General features: G+C 41.5%; 22 protein-coding genes. 15 read left to right on the top strand and 7 right to left on the bottom strand.

The features are described from left to right. Positions 1-61: 61 nt before the first annotated feature. Complete coding sequence (gene xylR / locus MJQ52_RS02330; RefSeq protein ID WP_094246911.1) at positions 62-1216, bottom strand: transcriptional repressor XylR; 1155 nt, start codon at positions 1214-1216, stop codon at positions 62-64. A gap of 263 nt (positions 1217-1479) precedes the next feature. Here xylR and xylA point away from each other — a divergent pair, with 263 nt between their 5' ends. From xylA to ppsA, 3 genes are all read left to right on the top strand, one after another. Continuing rightward, positions 1480-2817 carry a xylose isomerase gene (gene xylA, locus MJQ52_RS02325; RefSeq protein WP_094246910.1) on the top strand — a complete coding sequence of 446 codons (1338 nt, stop codon included), beginning with the start codon at positions 1480-1482 and terminating at the stop codon, positions 2815-2817. A 133-nt stretch (positions 2818-2950) separates the two neighbouring features. Then, a complete protein-coding gene (xylB, locus tag MJQ52_RS02320) occupies positions 2951-4450 on the top strand; it encodes a xylulokinase (RefSeq protein ID WP_094246909.1) in 1500 nt (499 codons plus the stop codon). Between the two features lie 385 nt (positions 4451-4835). Continuing rightward, the gene (ppsA, locus tag MJQ52_RS02315; protein ID WP_094246908.1) at positions 4836-7433 is read left to right on the top strand and encodes a phosphoenolpyruvate synthase; all 2598 of its coding nucleotides are present in this window, start codon (positions 4836-4838) and stop codon (positions 7431-7433) included. A 552-nt stretch (positions 7434-7985) separates the two neighbouring features. Here the strand turns inward: ppsA and MJQ52_RS02310 are convergent. Further along, positions 7986-8084 (bottom strand): YjcZ family sporulation protein, encoded by a 99-nt coding sequence (locus tag MJQ52_RS02310; protein WP_003154037.1) that lies wholly within the window; start codon positions 8082-8084, stop codon positions 7986-7988. Positions 8085-8895: 811 nt separating this feature from the next. Between MJQ52_RS02310 and MJQ52_RS02305 the strand changes: the two genes are divergently transcribed. Continuing rightward, positions 8896-9081: a hypothetical protein gene (locus MJQ52_RS02305; RefSeq protein WP_003154035.1), complete on the top strand. Its 186-nt coding sequence runs from the start codon at positions 8896-8898 to the stop codon at positions 9079-9081. A 230-nt stretch (positions 9082-9311) separates the two neighbouring features. On the opposite strand, the gene adhP is transcribed toward MJQ52_RS02305, so the two are convergent. Continuing rightward, entirely contained in the window at positions 9312-10328 is a 1017-nt protein-coding gene (gene adhP / locus MJQ52_RS02300) for an alcohol dehydrogenase AdhP (protein WP_094246906.1), read from the bottom strand. Between the two features lie 312 nt (positions 10329-10640). On the opposite strand from adhP, the gene MJQ52_RS02295 reads away from it, so the two are divergent. The 7 genes from MJQ52_RS02295 (at position 10641) to MJQ52_RS02265 (ending at position 16339) form a co-directional block, all read left to right on the top strand. Then, a complete protein-coding gene (locus MJQ52_RS02295) occupies positions 10641-10784 on the top strand; it encodes a hypothetical protein (RefSeq protein WP_172424412.1) in 144 nt (47 codons plus the stop codon). Positions 10785-10942: 158 nt separating this feature from the next. Continuing rightward, positions 10943-11359, top strand: coding sequence for a UPF0715 family protein (locus tag MJQ52_RS02290; protein ID WP_094247883.1), 417 nt, complete (start codon positions 10943-10945; stop codon positions 11357-11359). Between the two features lie 35 nt (positions 11360-11394). Then, positions 11395-12156 carry an N-acetyltransferase gene (locus MJQ52_RS02285; RefSeq protein WP_094246905.1) on the top strand — a complete coding sequence of 254 codons (762 nt, stop codon included), beginning with the start codon at positions 11395-11397 and terminating at the stop codon, positions 12154-12156. 224 nt (positions 12157-12380) lie between these two features. After that, a complete protein-coding gene (locus MJQ52_RS02280) occupies positions 12381-12923 on the top strand; it encodes a GNAT family N-acetyltransferase (protein WP_094246904.1) in 543 nt (180 codons plus the stop codon). Positions 12924-13574: 651 nt separating this feature from the next. Continuing rightward, on the top strand, positions 13575-14207 hold the full coding sequence (locus tag MJQ52_RS02275) for a DUF3885 domain-containing protein (RefSeq protein ID WP_094246903.1): 633 nt from the start codon (positions 13575-13577) through the stop codon (positions 14205-14207). A 224-nt stretch (positions 14208-14431) separates the two neighbouring features. Then, positions 14432-15505 (top strand): LLM class flavin-dependent oxidoreductase, encoded by a 1074-nt coding sequence (locus MJQ52_RS02270; RefSeq protein WP_094246902.1) that lies wholly within the window; start codon positions 14432-14434, stop codon positions 15503-15505. Between the two features lie 213 nt (positions 15506-15718). Beyond that, positions 15719-16339, top strand: a complete 621-nt coding sequence (locus MJQ52_RS02265; RefSeq protein WP_003154023.1) for a lytic polysaccharide monooxygenase auxiliary activity family 9 protein — start codon at positions 15719-15721, stop codon at positions 16337-16339. Between the two features lie 164 nt (positions 16340-16503). On the opposite strand, the gene MJQ52_RS02260 is transcribed toward MJQ52_RS02265, so the two are convergent. The 4 genes from MJQ52_RS02260 to MJQ52_RS02245 all read right to left on the bottom strand — a co-directional run bounded on the left by MJQ52_RS02260 (position 16504) and on the right by MJQ52_RS02245 (position 20954). Next, positions 16504-16602: a YjcZ family sporulation protein gene (locus MJQ52_RS02260; RefSeq protein ID WP_003154022.1), complete on the bottom strand. Its 99-nt coding sequence runs from the start codon at positions 16600-16602 to the stop codon at positions 16504-16506. A 788-nt stretch (positions 16603-17390) separates the two neighbouring features. Next, positions 17391-17927, bottom strand: coding sequence for a hypothetical protein (locus MJQ52_RS02255; protein ID WP_017417867.1), 537 nt, complete (start codon positions 17925-17927; stop codon positions 17391-17393). Positions 17928-18212: 285 nt separating this feature from the next. Further along, a complete protein-coding gene (locus tag MJQ52_RS02250; RefSeq protein WP_172424401.1) occupies positions 18213-18368 on the bottom strand; it encodes a hypothetical protein in 156 nt (51 codons plus the stop codon). Positions 18369-18536: 168 nt separating this feature from the next. After that, positions 18537-20954, bottom strand: coding sequence for a peptidase G2 autoproteolytic cleavage domain-containing protein (locus MJQ52_RS02245; protein ID WP_094246901.1), 2418 nt, complete (start codon positions 20952-20954; stop codon positions 18537-18539). A 377-nt stretch (positions 20955-21331) separates the two neighbouring features. Between MJQ52_RS02245 and MJQ52_RS02240 the strand changes: the two genes are divergently transcribed. The 4 genes from MJQ52_RS02240 to MJQ52_RS02225 all read left to right on the top strand — a co-directional run bounded on the left by MJQ52_RS02240 (position 21332) and on the right by MJQ52_RS02225 (position 23939). Continuing rightward, the gene (locus MJQ52_RS02240) at positions 21332-21766 is read left to right on the top strand and encodes a dUTP diphosphatase (protein WP_003154017.1); all 435 of its coding nucleotides are present in this window, start codon (positions 21332-21334) and stop codon (positions 21764-21766) included. A gap of 276 nt (positions 21767-22042) precedes the next feature. Further along, positions 22043-22864 carry a poly-gamma-glutamate hydrolase family protein gene (locus MJQ52_RS02235; protein WP_094246900.1) on the top strand — a complete coding sequence of 274 codons (822 nt, stop codon included), beginning with the start codon at positions 22043-22045 and terminating at the stop codon, positions 22862-22864. Between the two features lie 108 nt (positions 22865-22972). Continuing rightward, positions 22973-23122: a hypothetical protein gene (locus MJQ52_RS02230; RefSeq protein ID WP_003154013.1), complete on the top strand. Its 150-nt coding sequence runs from the start codon at positions 22973-22975 to the stop codon at positions 23120-23122. After that, positions 23109-23939, top strand: a complete 831-nt coding sequence (locus tag MJQ52_RS02225; RefSeq protein WP_003154011.1) for a prohibitin family protein — start codon at positions 23109-23111, stop codon at positions 23937-23939. The genes MJQ52_RS02230 and MJQ52_RS02225 overlap by 14 nt, the downstream gene beginning before the upstream one ends. Positions 23940-23945: the final 6 nt, after the last annotated feature.

Here is a 23945-nt window from a genome sequence, read left to right as displayed (position 1 = left end):
AAATAACAAAACAAAAAACCCATCTTTAAAGATGAGCGTAAAACATAGAAGTTTATACATTTCAGTTATGAACCATGTCGAGAAAATGATCAATAACAATAGAGGACATTCCTAAAGCGGGTGCATTTTTTCCTAAGAAAGATGGTAATAGTTCATAGCTATTGTCTAGGTGGGAATAAACTCTGGACGACACTTCGCTTTTAATTGAATGTAAAACCATAGGATGCGATTCAATGATGCTGTTTCTTAAAATGATGGCTTGCGGATTGAATGTATTCAAAATATTGGTCAGGCCTATTCCTAAATAGAAACCAAAATTCTGTAATGCATGTAAAGTTCCAATATCTTTCAGATGGGCGAGGTCTATGATATCTTGAGTGGACACTTTTTTCTCCTTAGTTTGAAGAGATTTTATTAAAGCCTTTTCTGAAGCATACAATTCCCAGCAGCCTCGGTTTCCGCAGCTGCATTTCGGGCCATTAAAGTCTATTGTCATATGTCCCATTTCTCCAGAGAATCCGCCAACCCCTCTGTATAAATCATTGTTTATAATAACGCCGATTCCTATCCCTGTACCGATACTTGCATAAATCATGTTATCGTGATTTCTGGCAGCACCAAATACTTTTTCTCCATATGCGCCGGCATTTGCTTCATTTTCAATAAAAACGGGCACATTGAACTTCTTTTGGATGAAAGATTTTAAGTCAATATCTCTCCAGTTGGAGTTCGGAGCGAAAACAATTTTTTGATTTTTATCAATTAACCCGGGAACGCATATTCCTATACCAATAAGCCCGTACGGAGATTGCGGCATATTTGCAATAAAGTGATGAATCATCTCAATTAAAATATCTTTAGTGATTTCTGGAGAATTGCATTCCAAATGGTGGTGTTGGTCAAGGACGATCGTCCCTTCAAGATCTGTTAAAATGCCATTAATATAATCCACGCCAACATCTATTCCTACGGAGTATCCTGCTTTTTTATTAAAAACAAGCATGACTGGTCTTCTGCCGCCGCTTGATTGTCCCTGACCTATTTCAAATACGAGGTTTTCTTTCATTAATGTGTTTACCTGTGACGAAACAGTTGATTTATTTAATCCGGTCATTTCAGATAATTTTGCTCTTGAAATAGGAGAATTCTTAAGTATTTCGTTTAGTAATAACTTTTGGTTAACTTTTTTGACAAAGGCTTGATCAGCGATATCCACTTCATCCACTCCATTTGTATAATCTTTAAATTAAGTTGAACGTTCTGTGTTATCGTGCGAAACGCAGTACATAGCGAATCCAACCTTTATTATATCTAATGTGTTCGTAAAAAACTAAAAAAAATATTGAAAATACTGATGAGGTTATATAAGATGAAAATAAGTTAGTTTGTTTAGGCAACAAACTAATATATAACATGACATAAAAGCATCTGTATTTGAATGATCATGTTTAGAATTTATTTTTAAGGGGGAAATCACACGTGGCTCAGTCTCATTCCGGTTCAGTCGGCTATTTTGAAAGCGTAAACAAAGTGATTTACGAAGGGAAAGATTCCACTAATCCTTTAGCATTTAAATATTATAATCCTCAAGAAGTAATCGGCGGAAAGACAATGAAAGAGCATTTGCGATTTTCTATTGCCTATTGGCATACATTTACCGCTGACGGCACAGACATGTTTGGAGCAGCTACGATGCAGAGACCGTGGGATCACTATAAAGGCATGGATCTGGCGAGAGCGAGGGTAGATGCAGCGTTTGAGATGTTTGAAAAACTGGATGCGCCATTTTTTGCTTTTCATGACCGGGATATCGCACCGGAAGGAAGTACGTTAAAAGAGACGAATCAAAATCTGGATATAATCGTGGACATGATAAAAGAGTACATGAGAACAAGCAGCGTTAAGCTATTATGGAATACTGCAAATATGTTCACGAATCCCCGTTTCGTCCATGGTGCCGCGACTTCTTGTAATGCAGATGTATTTGCGTATGCCGCAGCCCAAGTAAAAAAAGGATTAGAAACAGCAAAAGAGCTTGGCGCTGAGAACTATGTATTTTGGGGCGGACGTGAAGGGTACGAAACTTTGTTAAATACCGATTTAAAATTTGAGCTTGATAATATGGCCAGATTTATGCATATGGCAGTGGATTATGCGAAGGAAATCGGGTATACAGGGCAGTTTTTGATTGAACCAAAACCAAAAGAGCCGACCACCCATCAATATGATACGGACGCAGCAACAACCATTGCCTTTTTAAAGCAATACGGCTTAGACAATCATTTTAAATTAAATCTCGAAGCCAATCATGCCACATTAGCTGGGCATACATTCGAACATGAATTACGCATGGCGAGAGTGCATGGCCTTCTTGGCTCTGTTGACGCGAATCAGGGTGATCCGCTTTTAGGCTGGGACACAGATGAATTTCCGACAGATTTATATTCTGCGACATTAGCAATGTACGAAATCCTGCAAAATGGCGGTCTTGGAAGCGGAGGATTAAACTTTGACGCAAAGGTCAGGAGATCTTCTTTTGAGCCTGATGATTTACTATATGCCCATGTTGCAGGGATGGATACATTTGCAAGAGGATTGAAAGCCGCACACAAGTTAATCGAAGATCGTGTGTTTGAAGATGTGATTCAACACCGTTACCGCAGCTTTACTGAAGGGATTGGCCTTGAAATTGCAGAAGGAAGAGCTGATTTCAAGACGCTTGAGCAATATGCGCTGAACAATCAGCCAATTAAAAACGAATCAGGGAGACAGGAACGGTTAAAAGCGATATTAAACCAATACATTTTACAGGTATAACAAATGAAAAAAGAAGTTCCAGATCCCGCTGTAAAAAGATGCAGGCAGCCAAGTTCCCAATTGCCCGTCATGAAGTTACTGTTATGGCGGGTCATTTCAATGGGGATCTATTTAGAGAGGAAGGAGTGAAAAAATGAAGTATGTCATTGGAATAGACCTTGGAACGAGTGCCGTTAAAACCATTTTAGTCAATCAAAACGGCAAGGTTTGTGCAGAAGCGTCCAAAAGTTATCCGCTCATCCAAGAGAAGGCGGGATATAGTGAGCAAAATCCTGAAGACTGGGTGCAGCAAACAATTGAAGCATTGGCTGAATTGATTTCGATATCCAACGTTCAAGCCGGAGATATTGACGGGATTAGCTATTCAGGACAAATGCATGGGTTAGTACTGCTTGATCAAGATCGGCAGGTGCTGCGTCATGCGATTCTTTGGAATGATACCAGAACGGCGCCTCAATGCAGCAGGATAACCGAGACATTTGGCGATCATCTGCTTGATATCACAAAAAACCGTGTTTTAGAAGGGTTTACATTACCTAAAATGTTATGGGTAAAGGAACATGAGCCTGAACTTTTTAACAAAACCGCTGTTTTTCTGCTTCCGAAAGACTATGTGAGATTCCGCATGACCGGCGCCGTTCACACCGAATACTCCGATGCGGCAGGAACGTTACTTTTACATATGACCCGCAAAGAGTGGAGCGATGAGATTTGCAATCAATTTGGTATTTCAGCGGAAATTTGTCCTCCGCTGGTTGAATCCCATGACTGTGTAGGATCGCTGCTTCCGAGCGTTGCGGCGAAGACAGGGCTGCTCGAAAAAACAAAAGTATACGCTGGGGGAGCAGATAATGCTTGCGGTGCTGTCGGAGCCGGTATTCTTTCTTCGGGAAAAACATTATGCAGTATCGGGACGTCAGGAGTCATACTTTCCTGTGAAGAAGACAAAGAAAGGGACTTTAAAGGGAAAGTGCACTTTTTTAATCATGGAAAGAAGGATTCTTTTTATACGATGGGAGTTACGCTCGCTGCAGGGTACAGTTTGGACTGGTTTAAAAGAACGTTTGCGCCGAACGAATCGTTTGAACAATTATTGCAGGGCGTGGAATCTGTTCCGATAGGAGCAAATGGACTGCTGTACACTCCTTACTTGGTCGGTGAAAGAACTCCGCATGCTGATTCATCTATTCGGGGAAGCTTGATCGGAATGGACGGAGCCCATAAAAGAGAGCACTTTTTGAGGGCGATAATGGAAGGCATCACATTCTCTTTATATGAATCAATTGAGCTATTCCGCGAAGCGGGAAAATCAGTTGATACGGTTGTCTCTATTGGCGGGGGAGCTAAAAATGAAACGTGGCTTCAAATGCAGGCTGATATTTTCAATACGAGGGTGGTTAAGTTAGAAAATGAACAAGGTCCGGCCATGGGGGCTGCGATGTTAGCCGCCTTCGGAAGCGGGTGGTTTGACTCTCTTGAAGAATGTGCAGAGCAGTTCATTCATGAAGCAGCTGCATTTTATCCAAAAGAACAAAATGTTCAAAAATATAAAACATTATTCGAGTTGTATAAGAACATTTACGCTCACACAAAAGATCTCAATACAGCTTTAAAGAGCTTTCGACAAACCTAATTTTCAGGAGGTCAGTTGAGGGATATCAAAGCAACGGCAGCGCTAATGTAACTTCAAATGTGTTAGCTATTGAAGGAAACTGATAAGCATTCTTGTAAGTTGTGACTGCATCAGTCTAAACTCATATGACGATGAATTGAGAAGTATACACACAAATAATCCCCTCACATTGCGTGAAGGGACTCAACTTCAGGAGTTCCTTAGAAAATGAAGAAAGAACCTCGCCAAATTGGCCAGGTTCTTTTTATATTGCACAAAAACAGACACGGTGATATAATCAGAACACGCGCGCTTTCTGTGTGAAAAGTCATATTTATCCATCTTATATTATAATTATATCATGCTGAAAAGCTCTTGTCAAATTTTTTTGAAGGGGAGATATAGAATGAGTTCTTTGGTTCTCGGCATTCACGAAATTGAAAAAACACAGCCTTTGCTCGTAGGAGGAAAAGGGTTACATTTAGGGGAATTATCAAAAATCCAAGGAATACAAGTACCGGAAGGATTTTGTGTCACAACCGCAGGATATCGAAAAGCCATTGAACAAAACGAAACGTTACAAGCGCTGTTGGGTCAACTGACCATGCTGAAAGCGGAGAATCGGGATCAAATTGGTGAAGTCAGCAAAAAAATCCGGCAAACCATTATGGAAGCAGAAATTCCTTCAGATGTAGTCAAAGCAGTTGCTTGCTATCTCTCCCGATTTGGCGAAAAACATGCCTATGCCGTACGTTCCAGTGCGACAGCTGAGGATTTACCGCATGCCTCTTTCGCCGGTCAACAAGACACCTATTTAAATATTACCGGCGTCGATGCGATCTTGCAGCATATCAGTAAATGTTGGGCGTCCCTATTTACGGATCGCGCGGTCATTTACCGTATGCAAAATGGATTTGATCACAGCCAAGTTTATTTATCCGTTATCATCCAAAGGATGGTGTTCCCTCAGGCTTCGGGGATTTTATTTACCGCTGATCCGATGACCGGAAACCGAAAGCTGCTATCCATTGATGCCGGTTTTGGACTTGGTGAAGCACTTGTCTCCGGCTTAGTCTCTGCCGATTGTTATAAAGTACAGGACGGGCAAATCGTCGATAAGAGAATAGAAACTAAAAAATTGGCTATCTATGGACGAAAAGAAGGCGGAACAGAAACACAGGAGATCGCTCTTGATCAGCAAAAGATTCAAACACTGACTGATGAACAAATTTTACAGCTGACACGTATCGGGAGACAGATCGAAGCTCATTTCGGCCAGCCGCTAGATATCGAATGGTGTTTGGACCGCGATACTTTTTATATTGTCCAAAGTCGTCCGATCACAACGTTATACCCCGTTCCTGAAGCGAACGATCAAGAAAATCACGTCTATATCTCTGTCGGTCATCAGCAAATGATGACGGATCCCATAAAACCCCTTGGATTGTCTTTTTTTCTGTTGACGACTGCTGCACCCATGCGTAAAGCCGGCGGAAGGCTATTCGTTGATGTCACACATCAACTGGCATCCCCTAATGTCAGAGAAGTTTTCTTAAAAGGCATGGGGCAGCACGATCCGCTCTTAAAAGACGCACTTATGACCATAATAGAGCGGCATGATTTCATTAAGCCGATACATGATAAAACGGCGCCGATTCCCGGCAAAGGCAATGCAGATATGCCGGATCAAGCTGAAAACGATCCGGCAATTGTTTCTGATTTGATTAAGAGCAGTCAGGCATCGATAGAAGAGTTAAAACAAAACATCCAGACGAAATCAGGATCTGATTTATTTCGTTTTATTTTGGAAGATATCCAGGAATTAAAGAATATTTTATTTAATCCAAAAAGTTCGGTATTGATTCGAACTGCAATGGATGCTTCATCATGGATTAACGAAAAAATGAACGAGTGGTTAGGTGAAAAAAACGCAGCAGATACGCTTTCTCAATCTGTACCTCATAATATTACTTCAGAAATGGGGCTTGCGCTATTGGACGTCGCCGATGTGATCCGTCCTTATCCAGAAGTAATTGCCTATTTAGAGAATGTAAAAGATGATCACTTTTTGGATGGGCTGGTGAAGTTTGAAGGCGGGCAGGAAACCCATGACGCTATCTATGCTTATCTCAACAAGTACGGAATGCGATGTGCCGGAGAAATTGATATCACAAGAACTCGATGGAGCGAAAAACCAACTGCACTTGTCCCTATGATTCTTAATAATCTCAAAAACTTTGAGCCAAATGCCAGCCAGCGGAAATTTGAGCAAGGGCGGCAGGAGGCGTTGAAGAAAGAACAAGAGTTATTAGACCGATTGAAGCAATTACCGGATGGTGAACAAAAAGCCAAAGAAACTAAACGAATGATCCAAATCATCCGGAACTTCAGCGGGTTCAGAGAATATCCAAAATACGGCATGATCAGCCGCTACTTCGTTTATAAGCAGGCTTTACTGAAAGAAGCCGAACAACTCGCAAAAGCGGGGGTTATTCATGAAAAAGAAGACATATACTATCTCACTTTTGAAGAACTTCAGGAAGTCGTACGCACAAATAAATTGGATTACCAAATCATCAGCACACGAAAAGGCGAGTACAAAGTATATGAAAAACTATCTCCGCCGCGTGTTATCACGTCTGACGGTGAAATCGTTACAGGCGAGTACAAACGAGAAAATCTCCCGGCCGGAGCGATTGCCGGGCTGCCCGTTTCCTCGGGAGTCATAGAGGGCCGGGCACGGGTTATTTTAAACATGGAAGATGCCGATTTGGAAGATGGAGATATATTAGTTACCTCCTACACTGATCCCAGCTGGACACCATTGTTTGTATCCATAAAAGGCCTGGTCACTGAAGTTGGCGGACTGATGACCCATGGAGCGGTTATCGCGCGTGAATACGGCTTACCTGCAGTTGTTGGAGTTGAAAATGCAACCCAATTGATAAAAGATGGTCAGCGAATCCGCGTTCATGGAACAGAAGGCTCTATTGAAATATTATAATAGCGGGTGTGTGCAGAACGTCACCGTATATTTTCCTGCATTTTAACTGACAAAGACCGAACAATAAGAAAAGCCGGAACCTCTTAGAAGAGGAATCCGGTTTTTTTATGTGAAAATGATTTAATGTGTGAACACCGTATTTTGTGGGCGGACCCTTTTTAAATGAGTGTGGAAGGCCGCTAAGATACCAAACAAAAAAGATTCAGTGACTAAATCTAACGATGACAATTTTATAAAGGTGAGTAATATCCTTTTTAAGTTCACAACCTCTGTAATCCTGATGAATTAAAAACGCCTTAGTTTTTTAACAACTATTTAGGGGTTTTGTTCATGAACAAGTCTTTATTCCGAATTGAATTGTTCGCCTTATTCTTCATAGCGGCAATATTGGCGCAGGCAGGGGAGGAAACTCTCCCGCTTACCAGAGTAAAAATAAAAAATGTTTATCTTAGATGATTTTTTTAAAAAGTAAAAACGCCATAAAACTTCTTATGGCGTCTGTCCGAACTAAGGGATGCAATGTTTGGGAAACGAATATAAATCGTCAATGTGCTAGAAAAGGAATGCAGCACCTACAATGATTAACAAAATGAACAGCACAACGATCAATACGAAAGAACTTCCACCGTAATTTCCACCGTAGTTCCCCATATTATTGCCACCTCCTGTTGTTAGGATAGTACATAATATGCCGGATGATAAATTTCGACATAGATTTAAGTCTAAATAAGAAAAAATGGATATTAAGTCTAAAATGAAGAGCTTCTAAGAATATGAAATAATGGGAAGTTAACTGAAAGAGAGAAATGGATGGGACGGTTTGCTGTTTAAAGAGGGGATATGGCTCAACATGCAATAAAACTGTGTATGAAAGTGGTGAGCCATGACGTTACTTCATCATGCAGAGCCACATACGAAGAGGTACAGGGAAATCATAGTTAACGAAAATATTCATCATTTCCCGGGCAAGCGCAGTATACGACAAATCCAAACAAATCACAAAGGGACGCAAGGTACGATACAAGGAGGATGCTTGAGGGTTTGTGATGCCGATAAAGTTTCCGTTTCAAAACGGTCATATGTTTATTCGACACTTTACCTTTATTCCTGCAGAATGATTGTAAAAGAAAGTCCCGCAAAACTGCCGACTTTCCTAACGGAATTTAGATCTCAACAGATCTAAAGAAACCATCGATACTATCACCGGTGCCGCTATCATATTTCAGGATGTATTCTCCTTTTTGGTTAACGCTGAATTCTTGAATGAACGTTTTCCCCGCATTTAATGTCGTAGAGGATATAAGGAAGAAGCTGCCTGATTGAGTGAGGTATAACGATGACCGGGGCGGCTGCGGATCAACTGAAACGAAGTATATTCCCAAGCAAGGAGTATTTCTTTAACCTGAAACTTTTATAAAGCTTTAACGTATTACTTTATAAAGGTAAATAAGGAGGCTTCTGAATGGGATTAAAAAATTTCTTTAATACTGAGTTAAAATGCTCTATCTGCGGAAAAACATTAAAATCAGGGGATGAGATAACAGCTTATCTTACACTTCCGAGTGAGAAGAAGATGCCTGTGGGTAGAATGGACAAAGTGTTAAGCAAACACTCTGATAAGGTCTGCTGTAAAAAGTGCAGTGAGTAGGTTTTTAGTGTTATGAGGAACCTCTGGTGAGCTACGCTTCGGCAATGAATGACCTTGCATTATATTGGTATCAGGGTTAGTTCAGAGAGTACTTGCAAAATGAATGTCCGCCGAATGGTCTGTAAAGTTTCTTTTCTGAACTAAATGACAAAGTCTCATTCAGTCTGGGTGGGGCGCTGAGCAAGAATAGAGATTAAAGGCTGCCGTATCATTCCCGGCAGCCTTAATGATTAGGAAGTAAAATCGATAACCATGCGGCCGGTCACTTTACCTTGCTCCATTTCTTCAAAAATATCATTCACATCTTCGATCGGGCGTTTTGTCACTTTAGGTACAACTTTACCGTCCGCAGCAAATTGAAAAGCTTCCTTCAGGTCTTCTCTGGTACCCACTAATGAACCTACTACCTGAATTCCATCTAACACGAGACGGGGAATATCTAAATCCATTTTGTCCACCGGTAAACCGACGGCGACTACGCGAGCTCCTGCTTTTACAACATCAATCGCTTGATTGAAAGGGGTTTTAGAGACAGCCGTGATGACCACTGCATCAAGCCCTAAATCGTTAGTCACTTCTTTTGCTTTAGCGACGGGGTCTTCGTTTAAACTGTTTACAACCGCATCAGCGCCTAAGCTCTTAGCAAAATTCAATTTTTCATCGCTAATGTCGAAAGCAATCACTTTAGCGTTAAAGACGTTTTTTGCATATTGAACAGCCAGGTTGCCTAAACCACCGACTCCAAATACACCGATCCATTGACCTGGTTTAATTTCACTGACTTTAACCGCTTTATAAGTTGTTACACCTGCACAAGTAATGCTGCTTGCTGCTGCAGGATCCAAATTTTCCGGCACCTTTATTGCATAATCGACCGCTACGATTGCTTCTTCAGCCATTGCGCCGTCAACTGTATAGCCGGCATTTTTTACATCACGGCACAAGGTTTCACGGCCTGTTAAGCAAAATTCGCAGCGGCCGCAGCTTTCAAACATCCAGGCAATAGAGACGCGGTCACCTTTTTTCAGGCTTGTTACGCCTTCACCAATCTCAGTCACAATGCCTATTCCCTCATGACCTAAAGTGACGCCAGTAACATCCCCGAAATCAGCATTTTTAACATGCAAGTCAGTATGACATACACCGCAGTATTCCATCTTAACTTTGGCTTCACCATGTCGCAAAGGACGTAATTCTTTTTGTACGATCGCTATACTTTTGTCTTTTGTTGCTACTACAGCTTTCAAATCATACACCCCTTTCAAATATTAGCAGAAAATTTTTACTTATCTTACAATTTAGCATACTGCTCTTATTTTGAAAACCCTTACATTTTTGCGGGCAAGTGCCTCTACAAAAATTGAGGGAGCTATGAAGGGAGGATTCTCTGAATGATTTGTCATCCGAATGGTGTTTAAATGGGGGTTTGTCTCCAAATGCACAGAATGCTTTGCTTTTGTAGTCATAATCTTTCTATAGATATTTGACTTGCACTGCAGAGAATTACACTGGCAGGATATGATTTTACCTTTAGTGAAAAGAATTTCACGGGTAATCATTTGAACTTGAGCTCGGCTGATAAGGTGAATGGTGATGCAAACAGAAATCATTACTTATTGATCACAAAAGAAGCAGGCTGCGGAGATGTGTGGATTAAAGGCTTTTACGGATTCGAACACAATGAGCCGGATGCAGATTGGTGAGCGACCTTTTTTAATGGCAAAAAAATTTCTGGATATTAAGATAGTGAATTGATGATCTGCCAAAAAAACATAGATCTTTTAAAGTGATGGATATATACTGATTTTAAACAATAGGAAAAAAATGAGAAATGTATTTTTATAAAAAGCAGGTGAAATATATGGGAGCGGCGTCTTGGAGCAAAAGTAAAAGCCATACCTACACGTTGGCTTTTTCAAGTTTGTCGTATGGTTTGATTTTCGGGCTATATATGTTTGTATACTCGAGTTTTGTGCCAATTGCATTGGTTACTGTAGTAATCAGTGCTTTTTACGCATTGATTACTTACTTTTTGTTTGCTGTTCCTGTGCAACTATGGCTAAGAAAGAAGCCTAAAAAGTTTAGTTTGGTTCATCTTTTCATTTATACAGCAGTCGCTTTTTTTGCTGTGTTCTTGTTCTGGCACATAGATAATCCGCCAATTGATTTCGCAATTTTCAGAAGTTTCATTTATTACATAATGAGCATTGCTGCTGCGTTCATATATTGGTTATGGGACTCTATATTTCTGAGAAATTACAATGTTCACCGGAAGTAAAGCTGATGTTTTCAAAAGAAAGCGGGTGAGGAAAAATGGAATACATTGAGTTGACTAGGGACAATATTGATGACAATCATATTTGCTGTGCATTAGGTACGAAGCAATATGAGGATGCGGTAAATGAAAAGAAGAGCTGGCTCAAAGATCGGATGAGTGATGGCTTGGTGTTCTACCGCCTAAACGAACGGGCCAAAGTTTTTATTGAATATTTACCTGCAGAAGAAGCGTGGGTCCCGGTAAGCGCACCTAATTTTATGTTTATTAATTGCCTTTGGGTCTCAGGTAAATATAAGAATAACGGACATGCGAAACACTTGTTAGAAAAATGTGTGTCAGATGCAAAAGCCCGCGGTATGAATGGGATAGTTCATATAGTGGGGAAGAAAAAACTCCCTTATTTAAGTGATAAGCATTTCTTCGAGCATATGGGATTTGCTGTGCAAGATGAAGCAGAACCCTATTTTCAGTTGATGTCACTGACGTGGAATGAACATGCACATCCTCCTGTATTTAAAAAACAGGTGAAAAGTAATTCCGTTAATGATGAGGGAATCACAATATTTTATACAGCTCAATGCCCATTTGCAGTCGGAGTGTTAAAGGATTTAAAGGAACTGACTGAAAAGAAAGGACTTCATTTTCAGGCCCGGCGAATAACGTCAAAAGATATGGCGCAAAAATCCCCGGCAGTTTGGACGACTTTCAGCGTGTTTTATAAGGGGACATTTCTCACTCATGAGATGATGAGCGTAAATAAGTTTGAAAAAATACTCAATAAGCTTTTAATGGCTTAACTTTGTTTTATTACTATTGCTCGTTTCTATATTCGATACTGAGGGTTTTTACGAAAATTGTTCAGTACTTTACATCACGGCGGCAAATGAGTGATTATTGTTTTTGACAAAAATGATAACATCCATAATAAAAATAGATTGAGACAAGTTCTTCAACAAACGAAGAAGACTGTGTTGAAGAAGTTCTTTTCAAAGGTCGATAACAATGAAACAGGAGACTGCAAATGCAAAAAATTGAAACCCATCGCTTAATTTTAAGAAATTTTACCGAGAAAGATGCGCAAGGTCTGGTGGAATATTCGGCACATCCGAGAGTGAATTGCTTTCTTGATGACAGAATATCTACGTTAGAAGAAGCTGCCGTAAACGTTCAAAAAAGAAGCCGAGATGACTCTTATATTGCAGTTTGTTTAAAAGACAGTAATGATCTAGTCGGAGAACTATTTTATTTAAAAGAAGAGCCAGATACCTATTCCGTTTGTTGGAATTTTAATGCCCGTTTTGAAGGGATGGGATACGCAAGTGAAAGTGCGAAGGCTTTCTTTGAGTATCTCTTTATGCAAAAAGAAGCAAGAAGGCTCTATGCATATGTTGAAGATGATAACTGCAGGTCACAAAAACTATGTGAGAGATTAGGAATGCGTAAAGAAGGTTATTTTCTTGAATTTATTTCATTTACTGCACACGAGGATGGAACACCTAAATATGAAAACACATACCAATACGCATTGCTAAAGAAAGAATGGTTAAAACAAAAACATAGTTAATAGAATTTGTGGGGAAATAACCTCTCCTTTACTGAAAAAACCCTGCTGAATGCAGGTTTTTTTGTATTTAGGTTACCTAGTAACGATCAAAAAGATTCAGCCTGAAGGTTGGGAAAAACATGAAAATCATTATAGCAATGTTGTAAAATTATAGAGAGGATGATTGTGATGGACATTTTGCAGTTTAGCGACAGAAGGTGCAGGAAGTAATTCGAATCAACAATGTTCAATTCATTTTGATGCATTTAAAGAAGCGCTTGAGAATGGAAAAGTGGTTGATACTCAAAATGTGAAAAGCAGTTCAGAGTCAAGACCTATTTTACGGTGAGACCGGAAATATTCTCTTCATCTTCTGATGCTGTTCAAAGCTGACACCTCTTGATGCTTATGTATAAGAAAGTAATACCATTGAAATATATGTAACATCAATGAATAAGGTTGGCAACGGAGGGGTTCAAAGTTGGTGCGATCTTGTGTAAAAGAAAGGATCAGGATGAATGTGACCAGCATCCACCCTGATCAATGGGGTTCACAGTGTTCTATTTCATTGTATTCCAATCGGAATAATATTACAAGGGTGAAAAAGAAATAAGCGGAATGTTTTCGGCTTCTTCTGTCTCTGGAGCGGGAAACGGAAAGTGAGATGTTTGAATGAAAATAAATGATTATCTGAAGGAAAGGTTTCCGACTTTAAAATTAGTGTCCGGCATTTATCATCAATGGGACGTGGGAATTCATTTTTCTCTCGGCGGCAATATGTATCAATTTAATGAAAGCGGTGCTTTGAATCTTGAGTATTTTCAGCTTGTTCATCATCAAACCGCCGCACTTTTCAATGAGCTGTTTGAACATAGTGATGACATGTTCCTTGTTGCCAACGTATATAAGCATAAAACTCAAGGTAATCACGCGAGAAAATTAAAGGTTTATCAGCCGTTTCTGAAGTGTAAGGATGATTTATATCGGATTCAGGTGAAGACCTGCCCCTGTCCGTTTGAAGAAGATGATGCAGAAGAATATGAAATGCAGCAGTTTTCTTTATTATGTAAAAGGAAAGATCTGCGTATTCCCCAATTACTTAAGGCAGCCGTCCACGAAGATTTTCCGCTGAAGCCAAGGTTCGGGGGCTGTTCCGTTGGGTATCCCGATGTTTTCTTTGTGAATATGACAAAAGATATTATTTTCTTTCTGTATGATGACAGAGGGTGTGAAGTCATCGCTCTTGATGCCGGAAGAATACGAAAGCTTTATGATCAATATCACGATTGGATTGAATTGGACTGAAAATGAACACATGAATTCGAATCCGCTTGTGCCGGCTTTGTTCTTGCCTAGTCCGGCTGCATGAGTATAATGGGCAGAATGAAGGGCGCCGGAAACTTTTTTTCCTCTTATACCGGCCTTCTGCATGTTAAGCTTCTGTATTTATTTTGAATGAATTCCTATTTATAAAACGGCTGAATAGAATAACATAAAAGCTTTTTTACACAGTGCAGGAGGAGAGAAATGTGAGGGCTGAACACCGTGATTGTATGGAAATTGGAATTTATTCATTTGCAGAATTATATCCCGATCCTCTGACAGGGAAAACAGTCAGCGCAAAGCAGCGGATAGATGAATTGATGAAGCTGGCGAAACTGGCTGACGACGCAGGGCTTGATGTATTCGGTGTAGGCGAGCATCATCGTCTTGATTATGCGGTATCTTCGCCGCCGGCCATCTTATCAGCGATTTCACAGATCACTGAAAATATTAAGCTGACCAGTGCCACGACTGTATTATCCACCGCAGATCCCGTCCGTTTATTTGAGGATTTTGCAACGCTTGATCTGATTTCAGACGGCCGGGCGGAAATCATTGCGGGACGGGGCGCATTTTTAGACTCGTTTCCTCTTTTCGGTTATGACGTAGGCCATTATAAAGAACTGTTTGAAGAACACATTAACCTTTTTTTAAAACTAAATTCCGGGGAAGAATCGGTTACCTGGAAAGGACGTTACCGGCCGCCGTTGCGCGAGGCAGAAATTTCTCCTCGGCCTTTTCGCGGAAGCATTCCGCTATGGTTAGGTGTTTCGGGGACTCCGGAAAGCGCAGAACGAGCCGGGCGTGCAGGTGCGGGTTTGGCATTAGCTGTACTGAGCGGTGATCCGATGTCATCTAAGCCGCTTGTTGACAAATACCGAGAAGCAGCTTCTAAAGCCGGTCATCCTCCGGAAAATGTGAAGGTTGCCGTGACCGGACATATGTTCATTTCAAAAACGAATGAACAGGCAATACAAGAATTTTACCCGTATCATTCAAATTACTGGTCTCACGTTCATTCATATCACGGGATCGATGAGCCTTTAACGAAGGAAGATTTTGAGCGGGCGTCCGGAAAAGAAACAGCTTTATTTGTGGGAAGTTCACAGCAGATCATTGAAAAAATCATGCATCAATACAAGTTGTTCGGGCATCAGCGATTTCTCGCGCAAATCGATATAGGAGGTATGCCGTTTAAAAAAGCCGCGGAAAACATCGAACGATTAGCAACGGAAGTAGCACCGGTTATCCGAAAAGAAACCGGCAAATCCAGCGAATGAAGTTCTGAGCAAAAGGGGCGGGCCGGTTTTTGGCAATCGCGGATTCGACAACAGAATCGGCCCGGCTTTTTCTTTATGATTATAAAAAACAAAGGGGAAAGCGCGAACCTCATTGCTTTTTCCTATCAAGAAAAGGAAGGTCATTTCATCCTCTATCGTGAAGTGTATATACCGAAAGGTTTTTATTAACAAAAGAGGGAGGATGATGCAGTAATGAAGGGTTTAGTCAAAGCTGCAGTTTTAACTGTTACTCTTGGGATTGGAGGCGCTTTCTATTCAAGTGATGCATCTGCGCACGGGTATATAAAAGAGCCCGTCAGCAGAGCGTACATGGGAGCTTTAGAGAAACAAACATTGGGCTGGACGGCCGCTGCGCAGAAATATGGCTCCGTCATTGATAATCCTCAGTCTGTAGAAGGGCCGAAAGGATTTCCGGCTGCAGGTCCGCCGGATGGAAGAATTGCGTCTGCAAATGGGGGATCGGGACAAATTGACTTCGGTTTAGACAAGCAGACTGCAGATTATTGGGTAAAACAAAACATCCGCGGCGGTTTTAACACCTTTACTTGGTACTACACGGCTCCTCATGCGACATCAAAGTGGCACTATTATATCACCAAGAAAAACTGGAATCCGAATAAACCTTTGTCAAGAGATGAATTTGAATTAATCGGAACGGTAAACCACGACGGTTCCAAGGCAGATACGAATCTGACTCATAAGATTTTTGTGCCGACTGATCGAAGCGGGTATCATGTCATTTTGGGGGTATGGGACGTTGCGGATACTTCCAATGCCTTCTATAACGTCATCGATGTAAATCTTACACAATAATCTATGAATTACTGATCGGCTGCATGTTGATTCATCGGCCGATCTTTTTAGTTTTAATGTGTGAATGAAAAGGGGAAAAACAGCAGAGCGCCATAAACATTTCATTTATGGCGCCGTACGATCATGGAGGTGCTGCTGACATGGATGCGGAGGTAAGAGGATTCTTAATAACCGCCGAGGAAAGAAGCCCCAACGATGATTAATAAAATGAATAGCACCACGATTAACGCAAAGGAGCTACCATAACCACCTGAGAATCCCATATAATCTCACCTCCTAAAGAGGATTAATACATACTATGCCGAAATGAAAAGTTTGATAGGGATGCTAGTCTACTTTTTGAAAAAAGGTTTTTTAGTCTATATTTCCTCCACATGGCCATCCGTTAAAATGAGTAAAAGCAGGAATCGTACTGCTTCCTGTAATAGAAACGGATAGGCTCATATATTGAGCAGTTGCGAAGAGGATGCGCAGTTGGCTTGTTTTTTTTAAAATGAAAATGTAACACACGCTATTAGGATTGGACCCTTTTGATTCAACGGAACAGGCTGAAGAAATGATTGGTTGGTTTCAAGAGCAGTAGCATGAAAAGAGGGAATGTGATGAGGAATAGAGAAAAAAGGTGCGAAGGGCATAATCGGAACCATGTATCAAAACGGACTGCCTGATAATATACGCGTATACTCCATTCAGAATGGGAACGTTAACGATCTAAATAGAAGAACTTCAAGTGTTCTGCGGTAAATAAAAAAAGCCGATGAAGGCTTAAAATTGATTAGACGCTGTAAAGCATTCTTTTTGCTGTGCTTTCTGCAGACGGAGTTTGATTGTAAGAAACGATTCCGATCATCACTAACAAGATGATGAACACCAATATGCTCCACAACATTATTTTTAAAGACTTTGACATGGCACACCCTCACTTTGAAAGACTTACCGGGGCTGCGATCGGAGCCCGCACTTCAAGTATAGTCGTTATAACGGTGAAAAATGTGCAGTATCCCGTTATTAAAATAAAAACTTGCGGGCGCTGCCGCAAGTTTTCTCTGTATTAAGGTCTGTGGAATTCAATATGCTGATTATCACGATCGAACCATCCTCTGAATGCCCAATTGATCCAGCCCCCGTCTCCTTTGTTATCAAAGGAACCGTCTTCGAAGACCCAGATTCCGTAAGTAATGCCGTCATAAACGGCTGATCCGTAAAATTGAACGCCGTTAAAGCGGTCTTCATATTCTTGATTTAAATTGAACACCATGACGTTGTACTTCTGTCCTGATGCGTAAAATGTTGTTTCCATGACATTTTTTACCCAGCCGGTTCGGTTTTGATCTGACTTAACCGCTTCAGCAATGCGATCTGAAATTCCGAGAACATCTACGTTTACGTTCAGCCCGGCATCAACACCTGCTGCTTTTACGTTTTGGCCTGCTGTTTGGGGTAATTTACTTTCTAACGGATTTGCAACGGGTGAAACGTGAGGCGCGTTTGCGTGTTCAGACTGACTGGCTGCTGAGGCACTGGCTGTGAAAGGAATTGTTAGAGATAAAGCTAAGCATGATCCGACTATTGTTCTGGCGATTTTCATGTCTATGACCTCCTGAGGAAGTTTTTGAAAATTGTTGCAAATTCATGGTATCGCAGAGAAATTGACCAAGCAAAGAGCAGATTTTCTCAAAAGTCATGTCATTCTATTTGTGTTGTTTTCTGTAAATGAAATACTTTTCATTAGGCGAAAAGGGAAGAAAATAATAGAGTCTTTTTATGTATTGTGATAGGATGACCGGATTTTGGGTGAAAAAAGCCCGGAGAAACGCCATAATAAGAAAAACACCCGGGGTTTACCGGGTGTAAAAAGTGTTGATATGTCAAGTCAGCAGCATTTTTTACATTTTTTGCATTTTCTTTCATAAACAACGATGTAATCATAATCAAGATGCTTTTTATCTTGTTTCTTCTTTTTCTTCTTTTGTTTAGGCTGCTTTGGCTGGTGATCATAATGTCCGTTCATACCCATATCCATATCCATACTCATATTCCTCCTTTTTTCATCTGACGGTAGTATTCTATGACAGAAAGCATGGATGGCTTGGACAAATGAAACGGTATGCTGAAAAAGAGGCATCTCATTCGGTATAAAAAACAGGATCATACCCGCCCGATAGAAAAGAGAGGAGATGATCCTGATATTGAGACCCTATTTGATAACCGCAATTGCAATGCCGTACCCTTTTTCAGCACTGTATAAGGCCGTCAGTTTCAATACCTTCCAGCCTTCCGCGGCTTTAGTCCCGATTCCGTTATGAGCCGTGATATAATCTCCCGGGCTGACCGTACTGTCGACCCGTACGTAATGCCGGCCGTTGAGTCCGACAATATGCCATTCGTCTCTGGCCGCGCGTGCTTCATAGTGAGCTTCAAGAGCCGGACTGCAGTCCGGGTTTTGTTTCGGTACGCGTACCGTTTCTCCTGTTTCTTCGTCAGTCACATTTTCGTATATGAAACCGCCGAACTCATTTGTCAAAAAGCGGTTTTGCCATCCGAAGCTTGCGGCTCCTGAGATAAAAGCGGCTGTTTCTGAAATGACGCCGAGCATATAATCTCCGACGTGAGCCGGTTCAATTTTTTCGCCTTTCACTGTGACGATCGTCCCGGCGGAAATCGTCTGGCCGGTTACACTTTCAAAATATTCTCCGTACCCTGACAGGGAAGAGGTGACAGCTCCGGCGAACGTACCGTGGCCGCCCGCTGAATCCAGTTTCCATTTGATGGACTGATGCCCTCCGGCAACCGTGTATGGTTCTTCCAATGTAATGCTTTCTGATGACAGAATCGTTCTGGAGACTTTGCCGCCCGTAATATGGACATTGTTTGAAGCGGCGATAAATGCCCTTGAACCTTCAGAACTTGAACCTCCGGAAGAGCTGATGATCGCATTTCTGTCACCCCTGGCCGTAATATCGCCTGTTCCCGCAATAACGGCGCTTGTCGGGTTGAATGCAAAACCGGAGCTGGTCGCGAGCTGTGCGCCTCCCTTTAAATTGACGGGGATCTGCTCATAAGTCTGTCCTTTTATAGATGCGGCCGCGCTGTAACCTTCCGCTTGCACCCCGAGAATGACAGCCTGACTGTTAGGGGACGTAATTCCGACGGAACCGCCGTCTCCGATCATTGTACCGTTCATAATATTTACGTTATATTGGCCTCCGCCGATTGAGATGCCTTTAGGAGAAGACTTGTATATATCAAAATTTAAAATTTTAACATAATCGGTTTTATTAGATCCGCCGGATATATTGATGTCAACCCCGGCTTGTGTAAAGCCGCGTATTTTAATGCCGTTGATCGTAATATTTTGACTGCGGTATTGAAGAGCCACGACTGGATTCCCGCCATAGTCGTATGAGGGATCACCAATAGCTGTGAATCCGTTTACATTAACGTTTTTATAGGCAGAGATGACCAGCGCCCTCGGGGTCACACCGTCATAGAGAGCATTGAATACCGGTTCAATCGCGGTGCAATCGGTTAAAGTAACATCATAAGCCGTCGTGCTTTCGGGATCTGAGGCCTGATGATGGCCGATATGACGAATATCAAATGAACGTACATCACGATACGAAACATGACCGATAATATGAACATTTTGAGAAGCCGGCCACAGGCTGTGCGCCTTTACCTCAATCCCGCGGATATTTCCGCTCGTATAGTTATTTAAAAGCCACACATGTTTAGAGCCGTCGTCAATTTCAATGCCGTTCGAGTTTGCGCTGCCCTCAGCATGCTCTGTGCCGCGGGGGTTTCCGGAATGGCAGTTGGAAATGAAAATATATTCGCTGTAATGGGTGGTAATGCCGTCGTCTCCGGCGCCGTATGCCACACAGTTATCAATCCATATATAACGGCAGCCGTCTTTCGTCCATTCTGTTTCAGGCAAATGATCGTAAGTCGGAGATGTAATATCTATACCATGCAGACCCGCGTTAACCGTTTCAACATTCTTAATCCAGCCGTATTGCACATTAGCAAACGTTAAACAGCTGGAAAACTGTCCTCCGGGGTTCCTGACTCCGCATTGACGATCAGGATTCCAGTCTAAAGTCATGTTCTGGACAAAAATATTACGGTTTCCATTTTCGTAATCATCGTTAGTAACGACCCATTCGTATGCGGGAGTGTCCTCATGAAGCTTAAGCACGGTAATCCCTTGTCCCTCACCGGAAATGGTAGTCCAGGAGGGGAGTTTTATCCCTTGAACCAAAAATTCTCCTGCGGGAACATTTACTTTGACCCGGCCGTTCCCGATCGCTCTCCGAAAGGCTTCCGTATTGTCCCGGCCGTCAGGGACCGCTCCGTAATCCTCCACATTCACTTCCCGGGTGATTTTATTCATAAGCATTTCGTATTCTGTATCAAGCCGTTCTTTTAAAAGTGAGGTGACCATTCCTTCCGCCGTCACCCGGGCATCTGCGACCTCAAGATTATCATCCGTTGCGGAATGCTTAATAAAATTCTGCATCCTTGCTTTGAGATGCTCCAATTCAGAGGGATGTGCAGGGCGAGACTGCAATGGGGCGTTTAAAGACGGATCAGGAAAGTTTTTAAATTGAACCATTCTAAAGACACCTCTTTCTTTTGATATAAGCGCCTGAGGCAGGGGACAGAAAAATCGCGCGCCCTTTAAGCGCTTATTCTTCAAATTCTTTATTCAGAACGAAATTCCTTTTGAAACCAAGGTGAAATTTAAAAAAAGCTCTGTTGAAAGAACGGATATAAAGCTTTACATTATTGTAATTGAAACTGTCATGTGAAAATGGAGGAAAAAACTGATAGGAGGGGTCCTCATTTTAGGTTTATTCTCATTGTCTTCGCCGTGCTTCCTCTTCGGCTGCATATACACCAAAATCAACATTCTTATCAGTTAAATGGTATAATGGGGCACGGATTGGTCATCAATACGACTGAAATAGGGAAGCAAAAGGAGCAGCGAACATGACTTTACAAATCAAAATTAAATATTCAGATGATACGCAAACGAGAATCAGTAAAATTGAACAGGGCGATTGGATTGACCTGCGGGCAGCTGAAGATATAACAATCAAAAAAGGTGAATTCAAACTTATCCCGCTTGGAGTTGCGATGGAACTGCCGGAAGGATACGAGGCGCATGTCGTTCCGCGTTCAAGTACATATAAGCATTTCGGTATCATTCAGACAAATTCAATGGGAGTCATTGATGAATCATATAAAGGCGACAATGACTTCTGGTTTTTTCCTGCATTCGCTCTTCGGGATACCGACATTTCCAAGGGGGAGCGGATCTGCCAATTCAGAATCATGAAGAAAATGCCTGAAGTGGAGCTGATCGAAGTAGACAAGCTCGGAAACAATGACCGGGGCGGACTGGGATCAACAGGCACGAAATAAAACGAAAAAAAAGACTGCTTAACAGCAGTCTTTTTTTATGGAAACAACAGTTACATTCAATTTGTTTCGGGGATTCTTAAATTGGGAAATCAAACAAAACTAAGGAGAAGGGTTTCATTTTTATCATTTAAGCTTTCCGTCTCTTTGAACAGAAAGACTTTCTTAGGTTAAAGGATAGAGGTTGTTTTGATGTTTTTATTCTTCAAGATGAACGGAGGTTTTGTCCAACGTATATAATATTGTGACAAAAGTGTAAACAAAAGAAAGGATGATGTTATGGAAAAAAGGGTTAGAAGAGTAGACCGTAAAGCAGCTGGCAAAGAGGCAGAGCAGAAGAAACCGTCCAAAGTCACCCTGTTCTGCCGTTCGCTTCAAAGGCTGAAGCATTTGTATTGTAACATAAACATACAAATGCCATCAATAACCAAAAAAGGAATTTTAGTTTTAATTTTACCGTTTTTGCTTCTGCCGTTCTTTCGGGCTGATGCCGCTTCAGATATTTACGGCAGTTTCGAGGAATTAAAGCTGAATGAAGATCCTTCCGATTTTTCCATTTCAACGCGGGAGCATGACCCTTCTGTCCTCATATTAGCTATACACGGCGGAGGCATAGAGCCGGGGACCAGTGAGTTAGCCAGAGAAATTGCCGAAAACCGGAGTTTATATTTATTTGAAGGGTTAAAATCAGCCGGTAATGCGGCTCTGCATTTGACAAGTTCGCATTTCGATGAACCTAAGGCCGTGCAAATGGTGAAAGAGCACTCTAATGTCATTTCATTGCACGGTTACGGCAGTGATGATAAAAAGATAAAAATCGGCGGTACAGACAGAGAACGAGCCGAACTTTTGACCGATGTGCTGAAACGGCACGGGTATCCAGCCGTTCTTCTTGGCACAAATGATAAATATGCAGGCGTCAGTCCGAACAACCTTGCCAATCAATCTTCATCCGGATTGAGTATCCAAATCGAAATGAGCACCGGCTTCAGAACATCACTATTTGACACTTTTACGCTGAAAAGCAGAGCATCCACACAAAATAAGACCTTTTATCAATTCACAAAAACGATTTCTGATTTTATCAGTGACAATTATTAATAAGCACGCCTATTTTGTCGGCGGGGCTTTTTCTTTTGAAATTTATGAAACTTTAAGTTCTTAAGATCGTATACATAATTGACAGGATGAAAGAAAAGAGGTGGGCAAATGAAAGTGATGATCGGGTCTATCATTCTTCTTGTCATCATCGGATTCGGTTTATGGCTGATGCTTAGTCCAATCTTTAAACAAGTGGGAAGCGGAGCCAAAAAATTAAAAAAGTCATGGGAGGAAGAAGATCAGCATGAGCGAAAATAAGCGCGGAAACACAAAAAAAATTCTCGGCGGTGTGATTATAGGTGCAGCCCTTTTAATTGCGGGCGTCACAGCGTCACTATTCATTGAAAAAATACCGAACGGTTATGTCGGGGTTGTATACTCACCGAATGGCGGGGTAAAATCCGACACATTGGACCAAGGCTGGCACTTAGTCGGATTATTTAATAAAGTAACGGAATACCCGGTGCGTATGCAGACAGTGAATAATGAAAATATAAAAGTGGCAACCTCTGACGGTAAAAATATTGAAATGGATATCGCTTACAACTATGTCGTACAGCCTGATAAAGTAGTCGATCTGTTTAACAAATTCGGGGCGGTAGATGTGGAAACGATCGAAAATACATATTTAAAAACAAGGCTGTGGGATGCGGCGCGAAAATCAATCAGCAAATACTCGGTTATTGACACATACGGGCAAAAATCTGCAGAAGCCGCTGCCGATGTTCAAAAGAGATTTGCTGATGATATGAAGAGTCTTGGATTTTTAATTGATGATCTGACGCTTGGCGTACCAAAGCCGGATAAAGCCACACAGGAAGCCATCGATGCAAGGGTGAAGTCTTCACAGGAACTTGAACGGACACAAACTGAAATTAAAATAGCCGAAGCCGAAGCGAAAAAGAAAAAAATTGAAGCGGAAGGGATCGCTGACTATAACGAAATCATTAAGAAATCAATGTCCGATGAAATGATCAAATATAAATGGATTGAAAAATGGGACGGAAAAACGCCGAAAGCGACAGGCACAGACTCACTGCTGCAGCTGCCGCTGGACGATCAGAAGCAAAAATAAAAAGAG

This window comes from Bacillus sp. jun7 (assembly GCF_051034795.1).
GTDB lineage: Bacteria > Bacillota > Bacilli > Bacillales > Bacillaceae > Bacillus > Bacillus velezensis.
The sequence above is the reverse complement of the archived record's forward strand: the minus strand, read 5'-3'. Positions and strand labels throughout refer to the sequence as shown.